The 20,659-nt window shown below is 67.2% G+C and carries 22 protein-coding genes; 9 read left to right on the top strand and 13 right to left on the bottom strand.

What is annotated here, in order from left to right; genetic code table 11:
- Position 1 precedes the first annotated feature (1 nt).
- From C0099_RS11430 to C0099_RS11410, 5 genes are read right to left on the bottom strand one after another with little or no spacing between them, the layout of a single operon-like run.
- A complete protein-coding gene (locus tag C0099_RS11430; protein WP_102247531.1) occupies positions 2–3,757 on the bottom strand; it encodes a pilus assembly protein in 3,756 nt (1,251 codons plus the stop codon).
- Positions 3,758–3,786: 29 nt separating this feature from the next.
- Positions 3,787–4,371, bottom strand: a complete 585-nt coding sequence (locus C0099_RS11425; RefSeq protein WP_102247530.1) for a pilus assembly PilX family protein — start codon at positions 4,369–4,371, stop codon at positions 3,787–3,789.
- Positions 4,368–5,399 carry a prepilin-type N-terminal cleavage/methylation domain-containing protein gene (locus tag C0099_RS11420; protein WP_199797606.1) on the bottom strand — a complete coding sequence of 344 codons (1,032 nt, stop codon included), beginning with the start codon at positions 5,397–5,399 and terminating at the stop codon, positions 4,368–4,370. Before C0099_RS11420 ends, C0099_RS11425 begins: the two co-directional genes overlap by 4 nt.
- Positions 5,396–5,839, bottom strand: a complete 444-nt coding sequence (pilV, locus tag C0099_RS11415; protein ID WP_173768957.1) for a type IV pilus modification protein PilV — start codon at positions 5,837–5,839, stop codon at positions 5,396–5,398. The genes C0099_RS11420 and pilV overlap by 4 nt, the downstream gene beginning before the upstream one ends.
- Complete coding sequence (locus tag C0099_RS11410) at positions 5,836–6,339, bottom strand: GspH/FimT family pseudopilin (RefSeq protein WP_102248484.1); 504 nt, start codon at positions 6,337–6,339, stop codon at positions 5,836–5,838. The genes pilV and C0099_RS11410 overlap by 4 nt, the downstream gene beginning before the upstream one ends.
- 241 nt (positions 6,340–6,580) lie before the next feature.
- Here C0099_RS11410 and C0099_RS11405 point away from each other — a divergent pair, with 241 nt between their 5' ends.
- From C0099_RS11405 to C0099_RS11395, 3 genes are read left to right on the top strand one after another with little or no spacing between them, the layout of a single operon-like run.
- Entirely contained in the window at positions 6,581–7,111 is a 531-nt protein-coding gene (locus C0099_RS11405) for a CoA pyrophosphatase (protein WP_228151574.1), read from the top strand.
- A 54-nt stretch (positions 7,112–7,165) separates the two neighbouring features.
- The gene (locus C0099_RS11400; RefSeq protein ID WP_102247527.1) at positions 7,166–8,062 is read left to right on the top strand and encodes a cobalamin biosynthesis protein; all 897 of its coding nucleotides are present in this window, start codon (positions 7,166–7,168) and stop codon (positions 8,060–8,062) included.
- Between the two features lie 21 nt (positions 8,063–8,083).
- Entirely contained in the window at positions 8,084–9,268 is a 1,185-nt protein-coding gene (locus C0099_RS11395; protein ID WP_102247526.1) for an acetyl-CoA C-acyltransferase family protein, read from the top strand.
- 169 nt (positions 9,269–9,437) lie between these two features.
- Here the strand turns inward: C0099_RS11395 and rsgA are convergent, their stop codons facing one another.
- Together rsgA and C0099_RS11385 are read right to left on the bottom strand one after the other, a co-directional pair.
- A complete protein-coding gene (gene rsgA / locus C0099_RS11390; protein WP_102247525.1) occupies positions 9,438–10,373 on the bottom strand; it encodes a ribosome small subunit-dependent GTPase A in 936 nt (311 codons plus the stop codon).
- A complete protein-coding gene (locus C0099_RS11385; RefSeq protein ID WP_102247524.1) occupies positions 10,370–10,681 on the bottom strand; it encodes a hypothetical protein in 312 nt (103 codons plus the stop codon). Before C0099_RS11385 ends, rsgA begins: the two co-directional genes overlap by 4 nt.
- Before the next feature lie 81 nt (positions 10,682–10,762).
- Here C0099_RS11385 and orn point away from each other — a divergent pair, with 81 nt between their 5' ends.
- Positions 10,763–11,314, top strand: a complete 552-nt coding sequence (orn, locus tag C0099_RS11380; protein ID WP_102247523.1) for an oligoribonuclease — start codon at positions 10,763–10,765, stop codon at positions 11,312–11,314.
- Between the two features lie 6 nt (positions 11,315–11,320).
- Here the strand turns inward: orn and pgi are convergent, their stop codons facing one another.
- The 3 genes from pgi to rpmE form a co-directional block, all read right to left on the bottom strand.
- Entirely contained in the window at positions 11,321–12,970 is a 1,650-nt protein-coding gene (gene pgi / locus C0099_RS11375) for a glucose-6-phosphate isomerase (RefSeq protein ID WP_228151573.1), read from the bottom strand.
- Positions 12,939–14,579 carry an ArnT family glycosyltransferase gene (locus tag C0099_RS11370; protein WP_123785251.1) on the bottom strand — a complete coding sequence of 547 codons (1,641 nt, stop codon included), beginning with the start codon at positions 14,577–14,579 and terminating at the stop codon, positions 12,939–12,941. Before C0099_RS11370 ends, pgi begins: the two co-directional genes overlap by 32 nt.
- Positions 14,580–14,711: 132 nt before the next feature.
- Positions 14,712–14,930: a 50S ribosomal protein L31 gene (gene rpmE / locus C0099_RS11365; RefSeq protein WP_102247521.1), complete on the bottom strand. Its 219-nt coding sequence runs from the start codon at positions 14,928–14,930 to the stop codon at positions 14,712–14,714.
- Between the two features lie 172 nt (positions 14,931–15,102).
- On the opposite strand from rpmE, the gene trmB reads away from it, so the two are divergent.
- The 4 genes from trmB (at position 15,103) to C0099_RS11345 (ending at position 17,448) form a co-directional block, all read left to right on the top strand.
- Entirely contained in the window at positions 15,103–15,846 is a 744-nt protein-coding gene (gene trmB / locus C0099_RS11360; protein ID WP_102247520.1) for a tRNA (guanine(46)-N(7))-methyltransferase TrmB, read from the top strand.
- Positions 15,843–16,547 carry a UPF0149 family protein gene (locus C0099_RS11355; RefSeq protein WP_102247519.1) on the top strand — a complete coding sequence of 235 codons (705 nt, stop codon included), beginning with the start codon at positions 15,843–15,845 and terminating at the stop codon, positions 16,545–16,547. Before trmB ends, C0099_RS11355 begins: the two co-directional genes overlap by 4 nt.
- Positions 16,540–16,881 (top strand): YkgJ family cysteine cluster protein, encoded by a 342-nt coding sequence (locus tag C0099_RS11350; RefSeq protein ID WP_102247518.1) that lies wholly within the window; start codon positions 16,540–16,542, stop codon positions 16,879–16,881. Before C0099_RS11355 ends, C0099_RS11350 begins: the two co-directional genes overlap by 8 nt.
- 207 nt (positions 16,882–17,088) lie before the next feature.
- The gene (locus C0099_RS11345) at positions 17,089–17,448 is read left to right on the top strand and encodes a YkgJ family cysteine cluster protein (protein ID WP_102247517.1); all 360 of its coding nucleotides are present in this window, start codon (positions 17,089–17,091) and stop codon (positions 17,446–17,448) included.
- 45 nt (positions 17,449–17,493) lie between these two features.
- Here the strand turns inward: C0099_RS11345 and C0099_RS11340 are convergent, their stop codons facing one another.
- Complete coding sequence (locus tag C0099_RS11340; RefSeq protein ID WP_102247516.1) at positions 17,494–18,369, bottom strand: ATP adenylyltransferase family protein; 876 nt, start codon at positions 18,367–18,369, stop codon at positions 17,494–17,496.
- Positions 18,370–18,398: 29 nt separating this feature from the next.
- On the opposite strand from C0099_RS11340, the gene C0099_RS11335 reads away from it, so the two are divergent.
- A complete protein-coding gene (locus C0099_RS11335) occupies positions 18,399–18,611 on the top strand; it encodes an RNA-binding S4 domain-containing protein (protein WP_102247515.1) in 213 nt (70 codons plus the stop codon).
- A 15-nt stretch (positions 18,612–18,626) separates the two neighbouring features.
- Here C0099_RS11335 and C0099_RS11330 read toward each other — a convergent pair whose 3' ends face one another.
- Both C0099_RS11330 and radC read right to left on the bottom strand, forming a co-directional pair.
- On the bottom strand, positions 18,627–19,622 hold the full coding sequence (locus C0099_RS11330; protein ID WP_102245894.1) for an IS110 family RNA-guided transposase: 996 nt from the start codon (positions 19,620–19,622) through the stop codon (positions 18,627–18,629).
- Positions 19,623–19,981: 359 nt separating this feature from the next.
- Entirely contained in the window at positions 19,982–20,659 is a 678-nt protein-coding gene (radC, locus tag C0099_RS11325; protein ID WP_102247514.1) for a RadC family protein, read from the bottom strand.

Here is a 20,659-nt window from a genome sequence, read left to right as displayed (position 1 = left end):
GTCAGTTTCCGATGATTTCGCGCCAGGACATGCGGCGCGTATCGGCGGTGGCGACGTTGGTGCGCATGCTCACCACGCGGCCGTCGTCGAGCACGGTCTGCATGAAGTCGCCGACGAAGGTCGGATTGTTGGGCCCGCTGTTGAAGCCCACGCCGGAGACGATGGCGCCGTCGAGCAGGTCGGCTGCGTCGAAGTTGCCATCGAGGCTGATGTCGAAGAAGGTGCGCGTCAGTCGCGCGCCGGTGAAGGGATTGATGGCCATGACGAAGCCGCGGCCGGACGGGCGGCACACGTCGCTGGCGTCGGGAATGCGCGTGGTGCCGATCAGTACCTGATCCTCGAAGAAGTTGGGCACGACCATGCGCTCGCCCTCGGCACCGTTGACCGGGGATTCGAGGTCGATGTACCAGCCGTCCTTGTCGATGAAGTCGGCGGCCGAGCCCGCTTCGATGACGCGTGCCGTGAAGTTGCCGATGGCGCCTTCGGCGACGATCTCGCGCTCGACCAGATCGTCGCGCGAGGCGATCAGCGGTCCGCTCTCGACCGCGCCGGAATCGATCAGCCCGTACCAGGTCTGCACGGTATCGTCGGCCTTGTCCGGGTCGTCGAGATAGCGGCCGGTGCCGAAGAACACCCAGCGCACGCCGGTGGCCGGGTTGCGCCCGACCAGCGGGGCGGCCTGGATCGGTTGCGCCTGACTGAACAACAGCGTCGTCGAGGGAGAGCCCGCCAGATCGTTGAACCGCCACAGGTTGCCCTGCAGGTCGCCGGCGTATGCCGAGTCGGTGAAGCCGTCGCCGGTGGTGTCCCAAGTATACACCGCGGACAGGCCGTTGGCGCCCGTAGCACCCGAATCGATGACGTCGACGCTGCCGTCCTCGACGTCGATCATGACCAGCTCGGCCGTGCCGGCGGCGTTGGGGCCGTTGCCCAAGAGCACGCGCCAGTCGCCATCGGCGATCTGGGCGATGATGGGCTTGCCGATGTTCGCACCCACGTCGGCCCCGGCCGAGGCCAGGCTGGCTGCGGTCTTCTCCCACAGGAAACGGATGTTGTCGGGGTCGGTGACGTCGAGCGCGAACAGGCCGGGGCCGCCGCGCCCGAGCGAACCGACCAGTACGGATTTCCAGCCGCTGCCCGGGTTGCCGGAAAAATAGACTTCCAGCTGCGTCAGCTCGCCGTCGACGAAGAAGCGGTGTTCGTAATCGGGCAAGGCCAGGTTGGCCAGGCCGTTCTGCATGACCTGATGGGGGATGAAGGCGTAGCGCTCGACGCCGGTGTTGGCATCGAAGCCATGCAGCATGCCGTCGTTGGCGCCGACGTAGACCATTGGCCGGCGTCCTGCGCGGGTGTTGACGAAGTTCGCGTACGTGTTGGAGCCGGTGAAACTGCGTCCGACGAAGGCACGCGGGTTGGGCGCGCCGACGAAGACCGGCTCGGAATGCACGATGTCGCCGAGAATGCCGGTACGCGTGCGCAGCGTGCCGCCTTCGGACTGTTCGTTGGAGCGGTCGCCACGCAGGAAGTTGACGACACGCGTCTGTTCCGTCTCGTTGGCGCCGAACAGCGCGCGCTGGCTTGCGTTCAGATTCCCGCGCGTGAACAGCTTGTGCAGTTGCCCCTGGTTATTGCCCTCAGGGTCGTGGAAGCGGATATTGCGCGTGTCCCAGTCGGGCAGCTTGTTGCCGGCTATCCACTCCGGCGGCTCGATCAGTGCGCCGGTCTGCTGGTCGATGGCGTTGGAGAACAGCTCGCCGCGCCACGAACCGCTGTAGAACTCGGCGCGGAAACTGCGCGTGCTCGCGTCGAGCCGCGTCGACGTGGTCGCCAGCGACGTGCCCGAACCGGTCAGCTCCGCCGCGATGTTGGAGAAGGCCTGGGTGAGGCTGTCGACCATCTGCTCGGCCTCGCCCGCGACGAAGAAGTTGTCCGGGCGCCTGAAGGCAGCCTGGCCGTTGCCGCGGTCTCCGAAGGGAGTGAGCGTCTCGCCGTTGGTGTGCCACCAGTAGTCGGGCAGCACGGTCGTGCCCCAGTCGTCCGGGTCGAAGTCGATGGGTACGCGCGCGCCGCCATACTTGGCCGCCAGCGCGTACTGATTACGGCCCATGCCCTCGAGCGACTGGGCTTCGAGCACGTCCACCCAGTAGGTGGAGATGGTGGTCTTGCCGCCGGTGAGATCCGGGCGGTTGTCGCGCGTGCGCGCGTCCCAGGCCAGTCCAGCCATGAAGGCCGAGTTGCCGCGACCGGTGAAGTCGCAACTGTTGCCGACGTTGCCGATGCCTTCCATCTGGCCGACCTGATTGGTCGCCGCGACGACATCGACACGGTCATCGTTCGATACCTCCGTCGGCATCGTCGGTTCGTTGCCGTCGGAGCAACTCGCCCCGGGCAGGTTCTTGTCGCGGTGGGTGTAGATGTCACCGATGCCCAGGATCACGTTGGCCTGGCACCAGTGCTGCACGGGAGAGGGCAGATTGTCCCAGTTCGCAAGTACCGGAAAGCCGTCGGCGCGGTTGTAGGTCAGTTCGTTCGAGTAGGACGGCACGTTGCCCTGGTCGCGAAAATAGCGGATCGCCGTGTAGTAGAGTTCGCCGACCGGGTCGTGGCTTTTGTGTGCCTCGTTGGTCATTTGGCCAAACTTGTTGATGTAGTTGATCACACCGCTGTTGGTGATGGTTGCGCCACCGGTCGCGCTCGCCTCGCCGGGATGTGGGTTGGCGATCTGCACGCCGGTGTTCTCGTCCCATTCGGCCGTGTTGTCGGGGTTGCTCATCGGGCCCTGGTCGCCACGTATGGTCGGGCCAATGAATTTCATCGCGGAGCGCAGAACTCCGCCGTCTCGTCTGACGTCGCTGTCGTTGAGAAAACCGATTACCGCGTAACGCATGCGGTCGGCGTATTCCTGCAAAGTGCCTTCCGGTTTCCAGTGGCTGCCGTAGGGCTTGCAGTTGGATTCGAGCAGGCCGGGCACGCACACGCGCACGCGCACCACCACCTGGCAGGCGTCGTCGTCGCAGTCGTCGTTCGAATCGTAGTTGCCGACGTCGTGGTTTACGTCGCTGTTGTTGAGGCGGAAGCGCATGCGGTTGTCCAGGCCAGCGATGCGAAGGTGCAGCGTGTTGTACCTCCAGACCTGCCGCCAGCGACCGCGCCAATCCTGCTCCCAGACGTACTGTCCGTCGGCGAACGGGGTGGCGCCGGAAATCACGTCTGAGCCGCCGGCCGACTGGATCGAGCGATTGGGGTACAGCCCGTAGTCGTCTCGGTCGTGGCGAGCTTTCTCCAGCCAGGTACCACTGAGGCGCACGGCGGCGTTGTCGCTCGGCTCGTCGCGTACCCGATAGCCGCCGGTCAGCGCCTTGCGGAACGGGTCGATGGTCTGGGTGGCGGCCCAGTTCAGGAAATTGCCGCTCCATGGGGCGTCGGATGCCGTGCAACGGTGATTGGCGGTGGTGCGCACCGGGTAGAAGTGCCGCTCCGATTCGGTGTTGCTGTAGTGGTACTGGTAACACTTTCCCGAATCGAAATAGCCGACGTAGCTCGTGTTCTCGTCATAGACCGTGTCGAGGTTGGCGACGCTGATGATTGTCGGATACTCGACCGATGGCACCAGCGCCAGGTTGCCCGGCAGGGCGCCGGCCACGTGCAGCGGCGACTGGGCTACCCCGGGGACTTGCGCTGCGGCGGGCGTCGCCAGGGACGCGAGCAGGGCGACGAAGGGCAGGATGCGTTGCGGGTGGAGCAGGGTCGGTTTCATGGCGAGGCTTCCCGGAGGGCGCGACGGGTTCACAGCGAGCGTTGCACCGTCGCTTGCAGTACCACAAGCGCGCGGTTCTCGAGGCCGACCGTGGCCGGATTGTGGCTGCGTGCCGTGATGCGGTAGTAGCGGACGTCGGCGGTGGCGCAACTGTCACCGTCCTGCAGGCAGTTGTAGGAACTCGATTGACCGAGCGGATCGTCGATGGCGCCGTCGCCGACGATCTCGATGAAGTACTGCGGCGTGCCCGAGCCGATGCCCTCGTTGACCGTGAAGGCCGCGGTGGCATTGGTCCACGGGTCGTCCTCCTCGGCGCCGCCGGTGAAGGTGTCCGCCGGGATGGTGGGGCACAGGTTGCCGCTGTCGGCCGCGCAATCGGAACCGATGTCGCCGCTCTCGCTGTTGCGGATCGCCGCTTCGGCCGCGCGCAGCGCCGCTTCGGCGGCCTGCATCGACAGCGAGCGGTCGTACAGGTTGCCGCTCATGCGCTCCTGGAGACCCGTGCCCTGCATGCCCGACACGCCGAGCAGCGTGACCACGACCAGCAGGACCAGCGACACCACCAGCGCAAGGCCGCGCTGGGCTTGTTGGGTGACGGGGTGGCGTGCGCTCATGGCAGGCGATTCCTGAGGGCGACGACGGTGGTGAAATCGCGCGCGATGCGCCCCTGGTCGACGGCGGTGTTGACGCTGACTCGCGCGTCGGTGCTGGCGACCGTGAGCGTCAGTTCGACGGCGTTGACGTTGTTCCAGTTGCCCGGCGTGGCGGCGAAGCTCGCGTCGTTTTCCTCGCGGAAGGCCAGTTGCATGTCGGTGACGCCGGCGACCATCTCCTCGACCACGGTCGTGCCGTTGAGCCCGAGGCGCTGGCGGAACAGCGAACGCCCGCCCTCGGCCGGGCGACCGTTGAAACCGATGTACCAGGCCTCCATGGCGAGGCGGAAGATCATCGAGTTCTCGCCGTAGGAATAGGCGTTGCCGTTGGTGTCCTCGCAGTCGGTCGGAAAGCCGAGGCCCTTGGAGCAGTTGCCCGGTGTGCCGGTACCGGTGTTGTGTACTACGGTGCGGTTGGTCGAGTTGTAGTTGGTGACCTGGAAGATCGCGGCGTGGTCGAAGTCGCACACCAGCAGGACGTCGCCGTCGTCGATCAGTGGCGTGGCGACGTTGATCTCGAACTGCGCCGACGGCGGGTTGTGGTCGACGACGAACACGCCGATGTCGTCGAGCCCCTGCAGCAGCAGAGCCCCGGTGCCGGGTACGCGTTGATTCACGTCGGAATCGTCATCGCCGAATGCGACCGGCCCCGCGGTGTTGCCGTCGTAGCCGCGGATCACCGGCCACGGTTCGCTCTCCCAGTCGTCGATCTGCCACCAGGCCGCGACGTCGTTGACGGTGTTGGCGATGCGCTCGTTGCCGCAGCCTGTGGTGCCGGCCTCACGGATGCGTCGCGCGAGCACCTCGAAGCCGGTACGGGCTGCCTCCTGCACCTGGGACAAGCCCTCGTTGGTGCGATAGGCCTGACTGTTGGCGACGACCACGCTGATCACGCCCAGCACCACGAGCAGGCCGAGCACCAGGGCGATCATCAGTTCGATCAGCGTCAGGCCACGCTGGCGGTGCAGGGTGTGGTGCGGCGAACTCACAACTGGACCTCCGTGACGACCTGATGGGCGGCGCCGTCCTGCGCATCGGCGGCATCATGGCTGCCGCGCGAGTCGTCCCACTGCACGACGATGGTGCATTGCAGGCCGTTGCAGGCGATGGAGCCGGTGGCGCCGGGGCCCAGCTGCGCGACGAGGCGGTTGCGCCACTTGGTCAGTTCGTTGCCGGCGAAGCTGCCGCCGGTGGGCGAATCTTCCAGGCCGATGTCGAAGGCGCCGTTCTCGGCATTGGCGCGGTCGGCGCGCATGGCGTCGACGATGCCGTAGCTCTCGATGACCGCCAGGCTGCGCTCCATCGAGCTCTGATTGTTGCGCAGCGCACTGGTTTGCAAGCCCGCCAGACCGAGCAGGCCCACCGCCAGCACGAGTACGGCGACGAGGACCTCGACCAGGGTCATGCCGGACTGCGCTTGCCTGCTCATGAGCAGCCCCCTGCGGCGCGCGTGGTCGAGATGCGGCTTCCCGGGCCGATGTCGACGATGCGGCGGTTGTCGGCCACATCCAGCGGTGTGCACACCGTGAAGGCGGCGTTCTGGCTGGGGCTGCCGTCCGGTGCATAACTCAGGGTCTCGGAGGCGAAGGCGCTCTCGATGCGCAGGTTGCTGCCGGTCAGCCCCGGCTCGCCGCGGCGGATCACGTCCGCTCCGGGGGCGACGATGATCCAGCTGTTCCAGGCGCCCTCGGTGGCGGCGCAGGTGTCGTCCCCTGCCGCGTCGGTGCGGCACAGCGTGACGCTGCGATTGCGCTTGATCGCCTCCGAGCGCGTCAGGCCGATGGCGTTGATCAGGTCGTTGGTGGTGGAGGTCAGACGGTAGCTGGCGAACATGCCGGTGAACGCCGGCGCGGCGAGCGCGAGCAGAATCGCTGCCACCGCGAGCGCGACGAGAAGTTCGATCACCGTGAATCCGCTGTTGCTGCGCATGACTGTGCCCGCTGCCTGCCGGTCGGCAAATCCGCATGCGGCGCTGCGCCATGCCTGGCGAGAGACGCTGGGATAAGATTGCGAACGATCGCGCCCGCAGGTGCCGGATTACCGGATTGCCGGATCGGGCCGACGAAAAATCATTTACGGCGATGGGGAATTACGGGTCAACATGAATCCGGAGCATTTGAGGAACTATTTCCGCAATTACCCGACAGGAGGCACGGATCCGGAGTCGGAGATGGTCTCGCCCAGTTCGGTGGCGGCGGCCGTGCTGGTGCCGCTGATCGTGCGTGACGAAGGTCTTTCGGTGCTGCTCACGCGCCGCGCCGAGCACCTGCACCACCATCCGGGCCAGATCTGCTTTCCGGGTGGTCGCATCGAGCGCCACGACGCTTCGCCCGTGATGGCGGCGATTCGCGAGACGGAGGAGGAGGTCGGCCTGCCGGCCGAGCGGCTGGAGGTGCTCGGGGCGCTGCCGGAGTATTTCTCGCGCACCGGTTTTCGCGTGCTGCCGGTCGTCGCGCTGGTACATCCGCCCTTCGAGTTGAGACTGGACGCCTTCGAGGTCGCCGAGTCCTTCGAGGTGCCGTTTTCCTTCCTGATGGACCCGGCCAATCACCTGCGCCTGGATACCGAATACGAGGGGCGGCCGCGACGCGTGTATTCGATGCCCTGGGGCGATTGCAACATCTGGGGCACGACCGCGGCCATCCTCGTCTCGCTGCATCGGTATCTGCACTCGGCGGCGCCTCCGGAACGGGATGGCTGACGCCATTGTGTGCTATGTTGCGCTCATTGGTTGCACTGCAACATAAGGTGTGCGATGGGCTTTCTTTCGCTGCTGGCCGCCCTGGTCCTGGAACAGTTCCGCCCCTTGGCGCGCCACACGCGCGTCGACGACGCGTTCGGCCGCATCCGCGATCTTGCCGCGGGCCGCTGTCGCGCCGACGGGTTCGCGTGCCGGGTGGCGTGGCTGCTGGCCGTGCTCGGCAGCGGCTTCGTCGTCCTCGTCGTGCACGGCCTGCTGTATTCATTCTGGACGCCGCTGGCGTTCGCCTTCGATGCGGCGCTGCTCTATTTCCTGATCGGTTTCCGGCGCGAGGAGGAATCCTTCGCCGACGTCGAGCGTGCGCTCGCCAACGATGACGTCGAGGGCGCTGCGCGCAGGCTCTCGGCGTGGAGCGGCGTCGACCGCAGCGGTGCAGGTGCGGAGGAACTCGCGCGCCTGACCGTCGAGCATGCGGTGCTCGGCGCGCACCGCGGCATCTTCGGCGTGATCTTCTGGTTCGTGCTGATGCCCGGCCCGATGGGCGCGGTGATGTATCGTGTCGCTTGTGACCTGGCGCAAGCGCCCGACGCTTCGCCCTTCGTGCGGCGCGCCTTCGGATGGATCGACTGGCTGCCGGCGCACGTGACGGCGCTGGCCTGTTCGGTGATCGGCAACTTCGAGGAGGCTGTGGCGAGCTGGCGCACGCAGGCACCGTTGTGGACCGATCGGGGCGCCGGCGTGGTGCTGGCAGCGGCCGCGGGGGCACTGGGGATGCGCCTTGGCATGCCCGCGCACGAGAACGGCGCAGTCGTGGATCGGCCGGAGCTCGGCCAGGGAAGCGTCGTCGATGTGGAGAACATGCCACGTGCCGCACGACTGGTATGGCGCGTGCTTGTGCTGCTGGTACTGGTTCTGGCGCTGCTGGCGATCGCCGGCAGGGTTGGTGGTTAAACGCGTTTCGGGAGTGTGGAAATGGCTATTCGCGATGTGGTGGTACTGAGTGCGGCCCGTTCGGCGATCGGTTCGTTCGGCGGTTCGCTCAGTTCGTTGGAGCCGGCCGATCTGGCCGGACTGGTGATGAAGGAGGCCGTCGCCCGCTCCGGGGCGGACCCGCAGCAGATCAACTACGTCACGGTCGGCAACTGCATTCCGACCGAGACGCGCTATGCCTACGTCGCGCGCGTGGCCGCGGTGCAGGCCGGCCTGCCGATGGATTCGGTGGCGATGGCGGTCAACCGCCTGTGTTCGTCGGGCCTGCAGGGCATCGTGTCGACCGCTCAGGCGATCATGCTCGGCGACTGCGAGTACGGCGTCGGCGGCGGCGTCGAGGTGATGTCGCGAGGCGCCTACCTTTCGCCGACGATGCGCAGCGGCGCGCGCATGGGCGACACGACGATGATCGATTCCATGGTGTCGGTGCTGACCGACCCCTTCGGCGTCGGCCACATGGGCATCACGGCCGAGAATCTGGCCGAGAAGTGGGGCATCACGCGCGATGAGCAGGACGCCTTCGCCGCCGAATCCCACCGGCGCGCCGGCGTGGCCATTGCCGAGGGGCGCTTCAAGGAGCAGATCGTGCCGATCACGCTCAAGTCGCGCAAGGGCGAGACGGTGTTCGACACCGACGAGCACTGCAAGCCCGAGACCACCGTCGAGACGCTCGCCAGGATGCGCCCGGCGTTCAAGAAGGATGGCACGGTGACGGCCGGCAACGCCTCGGGCATCAACGATGGCGCGGCCTTCCTGGTGCTCGCCTCGGCCGATGCGGCCGCCAGCGCTGGTTACACGCCGATGGCACGCATCGTCTCCTACGCGGTCGCAGGCGTGCCCAACGAGATCATGGGCGAGGGCCCGATTCCCGCGACCAAGCTCGCGCTCACGCGTGCCGGGCTGAGCCTGGAGCAGATCGACGTGATCGAGTCCAACGAGGCCTTCGCCGCGCAGGCGCTGACCGTGATCAAGGGCCTGGGCCTGGATCCTGCCAAGACCAACCCCAATGGCGGCGCCGTCGCGCTGGGGCACCCGGTAGGTTGCACCGGCGCCGCGATCGCGACCAAGGCGTTGTATGAACTCAAGCGCACCGGTGGTCGCTATGCGCTGGTGACGCTGTGCATCGGCGGCGGACAGGGGTTGTCGGTGATCTTCGAGCGCGCGTAGGTCGCGTCGAGCGTAGCGAGTGCGACACCGGCGCGGACGGGATGCTACCCGCCGCGTCGGCCCTCGCTGCGCTCGCACCGACCTACCCGGCTGTGCATCGGCGGCGGACAACTCGTAGGTCGCGTCGAGCCGAAGGCGAGTGCGACACACCCGCTTCGCGGCTGTTGCTTCACCACCCACGCGCCTGTCTTTCGGCGCTTTCGATTTCGGCGCGGATGGTGTGAAAGTGAATGAAGCGCAGCGGCTCGATCTCTCCGGCCTCGAGCGCGGCGCGCAGTGCGCAGCCCGGTTCGGCGTCGTGGCGACAGTCGCGAAAGCGGCACTGTCCGAGATGCGGGCGGAATTCGACGAAGGCTTCCAGCAGCGCATCGGTCGTCACATGGGCCAGGCCAAAGGCCTGCATGCCCGGGCTGTCGATGATCCAGCCGCCTTCGAATCCATACAGGCGGGCGAAGGTCGTGGTGTGTTTGCCCGAGTCGAGCACCGTCGAGATTTCGGCCGTGACGGCCTGCGCCTCGGGGATCAGCGTATTGGTGATGGTCGACTTGCCCATGCCCGACTGGCCCACCAGGATGCTGCGCTGGCCGGCCAGACACCGGGTCAGTTCGGCGAGATCACCCAGGGCGTTGGTCTCGACGATCGGGTAGCCGAGTTGGCTGAACGGCGCCAGTTGTGCTCGCGCCGCCTCGAGGCGGTCGGCGAGGTCGGCCTTGTTGAGCACGATCACGGTGGCCAGCCCCTCGCTCTCGGCCGCGACGATGCAGCGCGAGATGAACAGCGGCGAGAAACCCGGTTCGGTCGCGACGACGATGACGATCTGCGTCAGGTTGGCCGCGATGAGTTTCTGGCGGAAGGCGTCCGAGCGCCACAGCAGGTTGCGCCGGGGCTCGAGTGCGACGATCACGCCCTGATCGGGCGATGTGCGCTCGACGCGCACCTCGTCGCCGCAGGCGTAGGCGTGGCGCTTGCCGCGCGCGACGCACTTGAGGACTTCGCGATCGGGCGTCTCCGGCGCCACGACGACTTCGTAGTTGCGACCGAAGGACGCCGTCACGCGTCCTGCGAGCGCGTCGCCGTGCCGGCCGGAGGGCGCCTGGCGACTCACTCGAACTTGTAGTAGTGCTTGTTCAGATAGGCCGCGATGTCACGCTCGTCCTCGGGGAACAGGCCGAGATTGAGCACGGTGGTACAGGCGGTGAGCTGCTGCAGCAGGCTGTCGGGGCTGGTCACGCGACGATCGGCGCGAGTGTAGGCGTTCGACCCTTCGGGGCCGCCGAACTTCTGGGTGTGGCAGGCCACGCACTGGTCGGCATGAATGAACCCCCCGGCCTCAATGTCGGCACCGGCGAACGGATCGGCCTGGGCACTGCCGGCCGCGAACAGGCCGGCGATGACGAGATTGCGGATATTCATGAAGCCTCCTCTATGGCCACGGGGCCCTGTCGTTGTGTGACACAATCCGGGCCTCGTCACGACTGTTAGGGCACTTCGATTATGGCACAGGACAGCAGCCGCCTGATCTGGCTGGACATGGAAATGACCGGGCTCGAGCCGGACCGCGATCGCATCATCGAGATTGCGGTGGTGATCACGGATGCCGCGCTCGAAGTGGTGGCCGAGGCGCCGGTGATGGTGGTGCATCAGAGCGACGCGGTGCTCGACGCGATGGATGAGTGGAACACGCGCACACATGGTCAATCCGGCCTGACCGCGCGCGTGCGCGCGGCCACCGAGGACGAGGCGGCGGTCGAGGCGCGCATGCTCGAATTCATAGCCGCCTACGTTCCCGAGCGCGCCTCGCCGATGTGCGGCAACTCCATCTGCCAGGATCGCCGCTTCATGGCGCGCTACATGCCGCGCCTGGAGGCGTGGTTTCACTACCGCAACCTGGATGTGTCCACCCTCAAGGAGCTGGCGCGTCGCTGGCGCCCCGAGGTGCTCGAGAGCTTCAAGAAGTCCGGCCGCCACGAGGCGCTGGCCGATGTGCACGAATCAATCGCCGAGTTGCGCCACTATCGCGAACACTTCCTGCGCCTGTCGGACTGAAGGCGCTCAGTTCGCGTCGCGCATTGCCTCCACGGCCTGCAGCAGGGCCGCGGTCGCCGGGTGCGACGGCCGGTGTCCGGGCTCGGCGATGCGCCGCGCCATGCGCTTGCCCAGTTCGACGCCGTACTGGTCGAAGCTGTCGATGCTCCAGATCCAGCCCTGCACGAAGACCTTGTGCTCGTAGAGCGCCATCAGCTGTCCGAGCGCGCGGGGCGTGAGCGCCGGCAGCAGCACCGTCGTGCTGGGCAGGTTGCCGGGACACACCAGATGCGGGGCGAGCCGCTCGACTTCTTGCGGCGAATGGCCGGCTTCACGCAGCAGGGCGCGCGCGCCTTCGTCGCTCAACCCTTGCATCAGCGCGGCCGACTGCGCCAGCGCGTTCTCGACCAGATTGCGTTGGCGTTCGTCGCGCCCGCCCACCGGCACGATGAAGTCCGCTGCGATGCGGCGGGTACCCTGATAGAGCAACTGGTGGAAGGCATGCTGGCCGACCGTGCCCTCGTGGCCGAAGACGATGGGGGCGGTATTCGCTTCCACCGGCTGGCCGTCGCGCCGGCAGCGCTTGCCGTTGCTCTCCATCTCCAGTTGCTGCAGCCACGCCGGCAGGGCGCGCAGCCCGTGCGCGTAGGGCAGAACGGCAAGCGATTCGCAACCAAGAAAGGCGTCGTTCCAGATGCCGGCCAGCGCCATCGCCAGCGGGAGGTTGTCTGCGGGCGCGGCTTCGCGAAAGTGCGTGTCCATCGAGCGGGCGCCGGCGAACAGCGCGTCGAAGGCGTGCTCGCCGATCGCGACGAGTACCGGCAGACCGATCGCCGACCAGCTCGAGAAGCGTCCGCCGACCCAGTCGGGCACCGTGAAGATGCGCTCGCGCGTGATGCCGAACTGCGCCGCGGCCTGCGTGTCGCCGCTGACCGCGACGAAGTGCGGCGCAAGCGTGGTGCCCTCGCCCAGCGCGGCGTGCAGCCAGGCGCGCGCCGCGCGTGCGTTGGCCAGGGTCTCGAGCGTCGTAAAACTCTTCGACGAGACGATGAACAGCGTGCTGCGCGGGTCGGCATGCGCGAGCGCGTCGTCGAGTTCGCGCGGGTCGATGTTGGCGACGAAGTCGACCGCAGGCGCATGCGTGTCGGCGGCAGGACGCAAGGCCTGGCAGAGCATGCGCGGGCCCAGGTCGGAGCCGCCGATGCCCAGATTGATCACGCGCCGGATGGGGTCGCCGAGCGCGCCACGCACCTGTCCGTCGCGCAGCGCGCGCGCGAAGGCGTGCATGCGCCGATCGCTGTCGGCAAGCGTGGCCGCGTCCGCTGGCGGGATCGCGCAACTGCCGCGCAAGGCCATGTGCAGGGCGGCTCGTCCTTCGGTGAAGTTGAGCATCTCGCCGGCGAACAACGCCTCGATCGCATCCGCAACGCGTGCCTCGCGTGCGAGCGACAGCAGTGCATCGCGCGCGGTCGCGTCGATGCGCTGCTTGGAGAGGTCGACGAGGATGTCTTCGTGACGCAGGAGGTGGCGCTCGAAACGCTGCGGGTCGGCGCGAAACAACGTGTCGGTGCGCGTTTCTGCCAGGCGCGCGGCGCACTCGGCGAGCGCCGACCAGGCCGGCAGGCGCGTCGGTCCGCCGACGTGTTCAGTCGCGTCGGTAGAGGCGGAAGACTTCAAGGCGTTTTCCTCCCGCGTGGCGGTATTCCCAGATCTCGCGCCATTGCCAGGATGGCGTCTGTCCCGGGTTGAGCTCGTCGTCATAGGTGACGAGATAGCGGCATGTGGTCTCGTTTTCGCGCACCCGTTGCGGACGCAGACCGGTGTAGTAATCGAGCGTGGCGCGATGGCTGTTCGTCAGGCCCAGCGTGGCCACGCACAGTGCGCGCTCGTCGGCCAGCGCCTGCGCCAGCGACTCGGCCATGGGGCGGTAGTTGCGCGTATGGTCGAACCACGGCAACAGCAGCGTCACCGTCAGGCACCACAGCATGGTCATGCCCAATGCCCAGTTGGTCGGTCCGCGCTGGAAGCTGCGCGGCAGGCCGCGCACCAGCGCCACCCAGACGAGCACGATGACGCTGCCCACGGCCGCCTGCAGTGCGGTGCCGGTGAGCACGAATTCGGGGGCCATGCGCGCCAGGCTGCGGGTGAGCCCGGGCGGCCAGGCAAACACCTGGGCGCTCCAGGCCAGCCAGATCAGCACCGCGAATACGGCGAAGGTCATGACCGCGAACCAGTCGAAGGCGTTGGCTGCGCCACGGCGCAGCGTGGGCACGCCGGCGGCGGCGAGCAGGGCCAGCGGAGGGGCCAGCGGCAACATCGCCGCGGCATTGAAGCTGCCCTGCAGGAAGACCCAAAGCAGCGCGAGAGTGAGCGCGCACAGCGGCAGCAGCCAGGACAGCCGTGCGAGCTGACGCCGCGCGCGCCACACCGACCACATCGCGATCGGCCACAGCGGCCAGGTGAACCAGGCCAGCAGTTCGAGCAGGCGTGGCACGCCCGCGCCGTGAAGCGGGTCGCGGGCGAGATCCAGCCAGGCCTGTTCCCACCACAGGTCGAGCATGGCCGGCTCGAGGCTGCCGAGCGCCAGCGGCCACAACGCGCATCCGCCCAGTGCCAGGCTCAGCGACAGGATCAGCGCGCCGCTGGTGCGCGGGTTGCGGGTTTCGGCCGCGCAGGTGGCCGCGACAAGCATCAGCGGCAGGGTCAGCAGCATGCCCGCCGCGCCGGCCGCGAGAAACGCCAGCAGGATGCCGGCGGCGGCCTGCAGGCTACCCCGGAGCGGTCGTTCGGGCGTGAGCGCGAGCCCTGCGAGCGTCAGCGCCTGGGTCATCATCAGCGTCACCATGGGCTGGTTCTCGTGCACATGCACGGCCAGTCCCAGCGTGCCGATGATGAGCAGGGCGGCCACCGCGCGTGTCTGGCGTCCGTGCAGGCGAGCCGAGGTTCGTGCGATCCAGAAGGTGGCCAGTACCGCCATCGCCGGAGTCGCCAGGCGCGCGGCATCATGCACCGGAAGCAGCCACCCCAATGCAAGCGCGAAGAGGGCCGAGATCCAGTAGTGGAGCGGCCCGAATGCACCTTCGGGCTGGCCTGCGAGTGTCGGGTAGAGCAGCCATTCGCCGGCCAGCAGGCTGTGCACGATGGCGAAGTGTTCGACATCGTCGCCGCGCCACGGGCCGTGCCCGATCACGCCGGGAACCAGATACAGCAGGATCAGCAGCGTGAAGCCGGTCGGGCCGTAGAGTCTTTGTCCGAAGCGGATCGGGGTGGTGCTGGCTGAAGGCATCGGGTCCTGCGGGGATGCGTGCGGGAAAACCCCGATTCTAGCCGGGAAGGCGCTTTGCGGGCGCGCCAAGGCGCGCTGCAACGAAAAAGGGGCAGCCTGGGCTGCCCCTTGCGGGATGCGTCTGCGCGGGGTTCAGCCCAGGCGCTGGACGTTGCCGTATTTCTGGCGGAAGCGCTCGACACGGCCGGCGGTGTCGACGATCTTCTGCTTGCCGGTGTAGAACGGATGGCAGGCAGAGCAGACCTCGACGTGGATGCTCGGCTTGCCGACGGTCGAACGCGTCGTGAAGGTGTTGCCGCACGAGCAGCTCACCTGCACATCACTGTAGTTGGGATGAATTTCAGCTTTCATCAAAGTCCTCGGAAAGTCTCGAGCCACGCATTCCGTAAGGCCATGCGCAGGCAAAATTCGTTTGAAGTCGGCAATTGTGCTTCAAGTCATCGGCAAAAGCAAGGGATAATGCCGTCTCCGAAGCCGACCCGAGTTCCGGTGCGCGCCTTGCCGTGGTTCGCCCCGCATCTTCATGAGTTACGCCAATTCCCGCATTCCGGTCAGTGCCCAGCAAGGTGTACACGAGGGGCTCGAGGCGCGCCTGCGGCGCCATTTCGAGACGCCCTTCCGCAAGCCTTGCGCGCCGTACAATCGCGACGCCTTCGAGCGCAGTCTCGAGGGCTGGGACGGGCGCGCACCGTTGATTCTCGATGCCGGTTGCGGGGTCGGCCACAGCACCATCGAACTGGCGCGCAGCCATCCCGATCACTGGGTGATCGGCGTCGACCGCTCCGAGGAGCGGCTTGCCCGACGCAAGCCCTACCCGGATGCGTTGCTTCCGCGCAACATGGTTTTCGTGCGTGCCGACCTGGTCGATTACTGGCGTCTGTTCCACGCTGCCGGCCTGCGCCCGGCCCGGCACTGGCTGCTGTATCCCAACCCATGGCCCAAGATCGGCCATGTGGCGCGACGCTGGCCCGCGCATCCGGTGTTTCCCTATGTCCTGGCGCCGGGCGGATGGGTCGAATGCCGCACCAACTGGCGCGTGTATGCCGATGAGTTCGCACTGGCGGCCGGCGTCGCGACCGGGCGGGCGATCGCGGTGGAGTCCTATGTCGCGAATAAACCGCTCACACCCTTCGAACGCAAGTACCGCGATTCGGGTCAGCCACTGTACCGCGTTGCCTTCGACGCCGGTGATCGCGCACCGTCGTCGTCGCTTGCGCTTTGGGCGGCTATGGCGCAGTCTCGCCCCAACCACGGAGACCGCCCATGACCGACGAGATCGTCAACCCGCATGAACTGAGCGATGACGAGTTCGATGCACTCGAGGAGATCCTCACCTCCGAGATCGTGCCGGCCGACTGCATGAACCTCGAAATGCTCGACGGCTATCTCGCCGCCGTGATCATCGCGCCCGCAGCGCTCGACGTAGGCGCATGGATGCCGGCGGTGTGGAGTGCCGACGAGGAGGAGGCCGCGTTCGCCTCGGGCAGCGGTATGCAGCAGGCCATCCGGCTGGTGCTCGGCTATTACAACGAACTGGTCACGACCATCGGTGCCGAGGAGGGCTGGGAGCCGTTCTGCTATGCCGGATCCAGCGCCGACGACCTGGCGGTGGGCGAGGAATGGATCGAAGGCTTCATGCAGGGCCTGGAACTGTGGCCCGCCGATTGGGCCGATCACGTACCGCGTCACGACGCCGAGGCGGTGACCGAAGCGCTCGAGGCGCTCGTGCGCCCGTGGGAGAGCGCCGACGACGAGACGGCCGACAGCGTGCGTCTGCAGTGGCTGTCCGAGGCGCGCGATGCCATCGTCGAGATCCGCGCGCGCTGGATGGACCTGGAGCTGGCTCAGCCGGTGCCGCTGTCGCTGGACACGCCGGTGAGCACGCGTGCGCCGGCCGGACGCAACGAACTGTGCCCCTGCGGCAGCGGCAAGAAGTACAAGAAATGCTGCGGGGCGGCCGGTGCCTGAAGCCGGGGATGTGTGCGGCACCTGTGGCGCCTGCTGCGCGTCGCTGATCGTCGATTTCCACGCCTCGTGCCTGGCCAGCCGCGACGAGGGCGGCGTGCCCGATGCGCTGACCGTGCCGGTCATCGGCAACATCGTGCGCATGCGCGGTACCGACGCGGCGCCGCCACGATGCTGCGCGCTCGACGGCGAGGTCGGCGTGGCGGTGCGCTGCACGATCTATGAACAGCGTCCCGGCCCCTGTCGCGATTTCGCGCCCTATGCCGCGCTCGGCATCGGCGATCCGGGGTGCGACGACGCCCGCAGGCGTCACGGCATGCCGCCGCTCTCGGTCTGAATCCATTTGTCCGCAAGTAACTGAGAAAACTGGTTAAAAAGTTCTTGCGGCGACTTTGGAAAACGCTAGAATCCGCGCGCTGCGATCGTCCGATCCTTCGACAATCCGGCCCGCTGGCGCCGCTACGGTGGCCGTCGGGCAGGCGCGATGCGTCGTCGATCCGCTGGTCTGCCCGGCCGGGCAGGCCGACGCATCCGGTGCCGGACGATGAGCGACCACAATCCCTGCATGAGCTGCGGCATCTGCTGCACGCACTTTCGCATCTCCTTCTACTGGGCCGAGGGCGATGACGCGCCCGGCGGCTTCGTGCCCGCGCACATGACGGAAAAGCTCAACGGGCACCTGCGCTGCATGCAGGGCAGCAACAGCGTGCCACGACGCTGCAGCGCGCTGGCGGGCGAGGTCGGCCGCGCCGTGGCGTGCACCATCTACGACAATCGCCCCACCCCCTGCCGCGAATTGCCGGTGTATTTCGACGATGGCGCGCCCAACCCCAAGTGCGATGAACTGCGCGCGACCATCGGCCTGCCGCCGCTGCCGCGTTTCGATCTGCCGCGCGCGGCGTAGGTTGCGACGAGCATGACCGCGCTGGGGCGCGACGTGCGTGGCAGTTCAGCCCGGGCGGGCGGGCATCGCCACGGCGGCGAGCATCTTCAACGGCCCGATCCCGCGCACCGTTTCGATCTGCGCCGCATCGCGCACGAACATCGAGCCGGCAAAGCCCAGGGCGTTGATCGAGATGCCCTCGCAGTGCTCGCGCGAGCGCGGCACGACCAGCATCCAGGCCTCGTTGGCGAGGAAGTTGTAGGGCGGCATGAGTCCCCCCGCGCAATGCAGCGCGCAGTGCGCGCAGGCGCGTTCGAAGGCCGCGAGCAGCGCCGCACCGTCGGCGGCGGCAGGCAGGCGCACGAAGGCGTGGCGCCAGGCCAGTCGCGGGTGTTCGACCAGTTCCAGCGGCGCGCTCCCGGTCGGCAGCGCCGCCGTCATCGCGCGCAGGCAGTCGCTCTGCGGGGATTCGGGAATCCATTGCAGGTGCTTGTGGCGCTGGCTCGCGCCGGCGGCCTCGCCACCGTTGCAGAAGCCCAGCCCGCCCAACGCAGTCATCACGCCGGCCAGCGCGGCGAAATCCGAACGCGTCGGCGGCACACTCTGTTCGGCGAATTCACGGGTGACGATCAGCAGGTGGCGTGCGATGACCGGATACTTGTTGAGCACCAGCAGGTGATCGCGACCGACCGGGCCGAGCGTCAACGCAGCCTCGGGTGGCAGGAACGGGTTCGCCGGCGCCGCTTCGCGTCGCGCCGGCTTGCGCGCGGCGTCCTTGGCGGCGAGGCTGGAAGCCCAGCGCACCAGAAAGCGGATGCCGTCATCTTCGATGAAGGTCTGTTCGGTGCGGATCGCATGCAGTGCGCCGGCACCTTCGGCGCGCTCTATCGCTGCGTCGAGCGCGGCCAGATCCGGCAGGCCCGACGGTTCGTGTAAGGTCATGGCTTCAATTCTAAGCGGGAGAATCCGCAGTGGACAGATTCGCGGTGCGGGGCGATCACATCCGGCTGGACCAGTTGCTCAAGGCAGCCGGGCTGGTGGGCAGTGGCGGCGAGGCGCATGCCGCCGTGGAGGCCGGCCAGGTGCGTGTGAACGGTGCGGTCGAGACGCGCAAGCGCGCCAAGCTGCGCGCGGGCCAGAAGGTCAGTCTGGGGGGTGAATCGGTGGAACTGGTCGCCGAGTAGATACTCCGTTGACGGTCAAGCCTTTAAAAGAGTCTGAGCGCAGCTGAACAGTCGGCTCGAATCGAACGGGGTTCCATTGCGGATGCACGCCCAGATTCCGGTGAGCATTTTTCGCATGAGCGCACACAAGGCCTGGATGCGTTTTTTGCCGCGGGCGAGCAAGGCTTCGTAGAAGGCCTTGGCGTTGGGGTCCGATTGCACGGCGACCATGGCCGGCATGAACAGGGCTGCGCGCAGATAGGCGTTCCCGGCCTTGGACAGGCGCCCGGGCCTGTGCACGCTGCTACCCGACTGGTTCAGGCGCACGTCCAGTCCGGCAAAGCAGCTGACCTGCGCGCTGTTCATCTGCGTGGGCAACACGCACAACTCAGCCAGGATCGCCAGCGTGCTGGCCGCACCGAGCCCTTTGGCACAACGCAGGTGCTGGGCCATCACCGACAGTTGCGCGCACTGTTCGATGCGTTGCTGCGCAGCGCCTTTGGGCCGCTCGATGCGCGCATCGAGTTGTTCGATGCCTTCGCGCTCATCGTCGATCAGTAGCGCGGAGACGTCTCGACGTGCCTGGAGCGCATGCAGGCGGTTCTTGGCCTGGGTGCGGGCGTGGATCAGGCGGTTGATTTGACGGCCCAGATCGCGCAAGGCCAGCCGATCGGGCGCCGGCGGCACCCACAGCGCGGGCGCCATGCGCTGGGCGTATTCGGCCAGCAAGGCCGCGTCGATCGCATCGGTCTTGCTGCCTTTGAGTTTGATCTGGGCAAAGTGCTTGAAGCTGCGCGGGTTGATCACGCTCACCGGCAGGCCGGCCGCGTGCAGGGCCACAGCCAAATCCACGAAATACACTCCGGTCGCCTCCATGACCACCCGCTCGGGCGCGAGCTTCTTCAGATGCGCCGCAGCCTGGGCGTGGCCCGCAGGGGTTTGCTCAAAGCGGCGCACCTTGGCATTGGTGCCGTTGCGGCGTACGACCAGATCGAAACTCTTGGCGGCAATATCGATTCCCACCACACACATGGGCTTTCCCTCCAGCGCAAGATTTGGTACCTGTGAACACCGGCTTCCCCGACCTCGTACTTTTTGCCACTTCGACCTTGTGATGCAAAGTCCAGCTCAGCGCTGGCTTTCGGATACTCCTCGAAGTCGGCAATGAGGCGGGGGGCCGCTCTACATACGAGGTCAGCATCGCGCTGCCTCAGGGTCGGTACGGCCTCCCCGGTGATCGGCTACATCGACTGCTCAGGCAGTCACCTTCAACATACAAGGTCGGGGCGAGCGCAGCGAGGGCCGACGCTGCGGCAGGTGTTGGCGGGGGTGTCGCACTCGCCTTCGGCTCGATGCGACCTACATCATCGTTGTTGACGGCCGGTCGTGCATCACAGCAGTCCGCGTTCGGCGAAGGACACCGGATCGGCATGTGCAGTGACGACGAAGTGGTCGAGCACGCGCACGTCGACCAGATCGAGCGCGTGCTTGAGGTTGCGCGTGAGCACTTCGTCCGCCGTGCTGGGTTCGCGCGCTCCCGACGGATGGTTGTGCGCGAAGATCACCGCCGCCGCGTTGCGCGAGAGTGCGAGCTTGACCACCTCGCGCGGATACACACTGGTCTGCGTGAGTGTGCCGCGAAACAGTTCGACCGCATCGACCAGCGTGTTGCGCGCGTCGAGCAGCAAGACCATGAACACCTCGTGCGGCAAGGGGCCGATCTTCAGACGCAGCCAGTCGCGCACCGCGCGCGGCGAATCGAACAGGTCGCGCTCGCGCATGCGCTCGGCCAGCGCGCGGCGCGCCAGTTCCATCACCGCCTGCAGTTGGGCATACTTGGCCAATCCCATGCCCGGGACGGTGGCGAATTCGCTGGCCGAGGCGCTGCAAAGGCCGGTGAGCGAACCGAAGCGTTCGATCAGTGCGCGCGCCAGATCCACCGCGCTCATGCCGCGCACGCCCACGCGCAGGAACAGCGCGAGCAGTTCGGCGTCGGACAGCGCGGCCGCGCCGCGCGCGAGCAGTTTTTCGCGCGGACGCTCGTCCTCGGGCCAGTCGGTGATCGCCAT

Origin of the sequence: Pseudazoarcus pumilus, assembly GCF_002872475.1 — a bacterium.
GTDB classification, from domain to species: domain Bacteria; phylum Pseudomonadota; class Gammaproteobacteria; order Burkholderiales; family Rhodocyclaceae; genus Pseudazoarcus; species Pseudazoarcus pumilus.
This window is presented reverse-complemented; position numbering and strand designations above follow the sequence as displayed.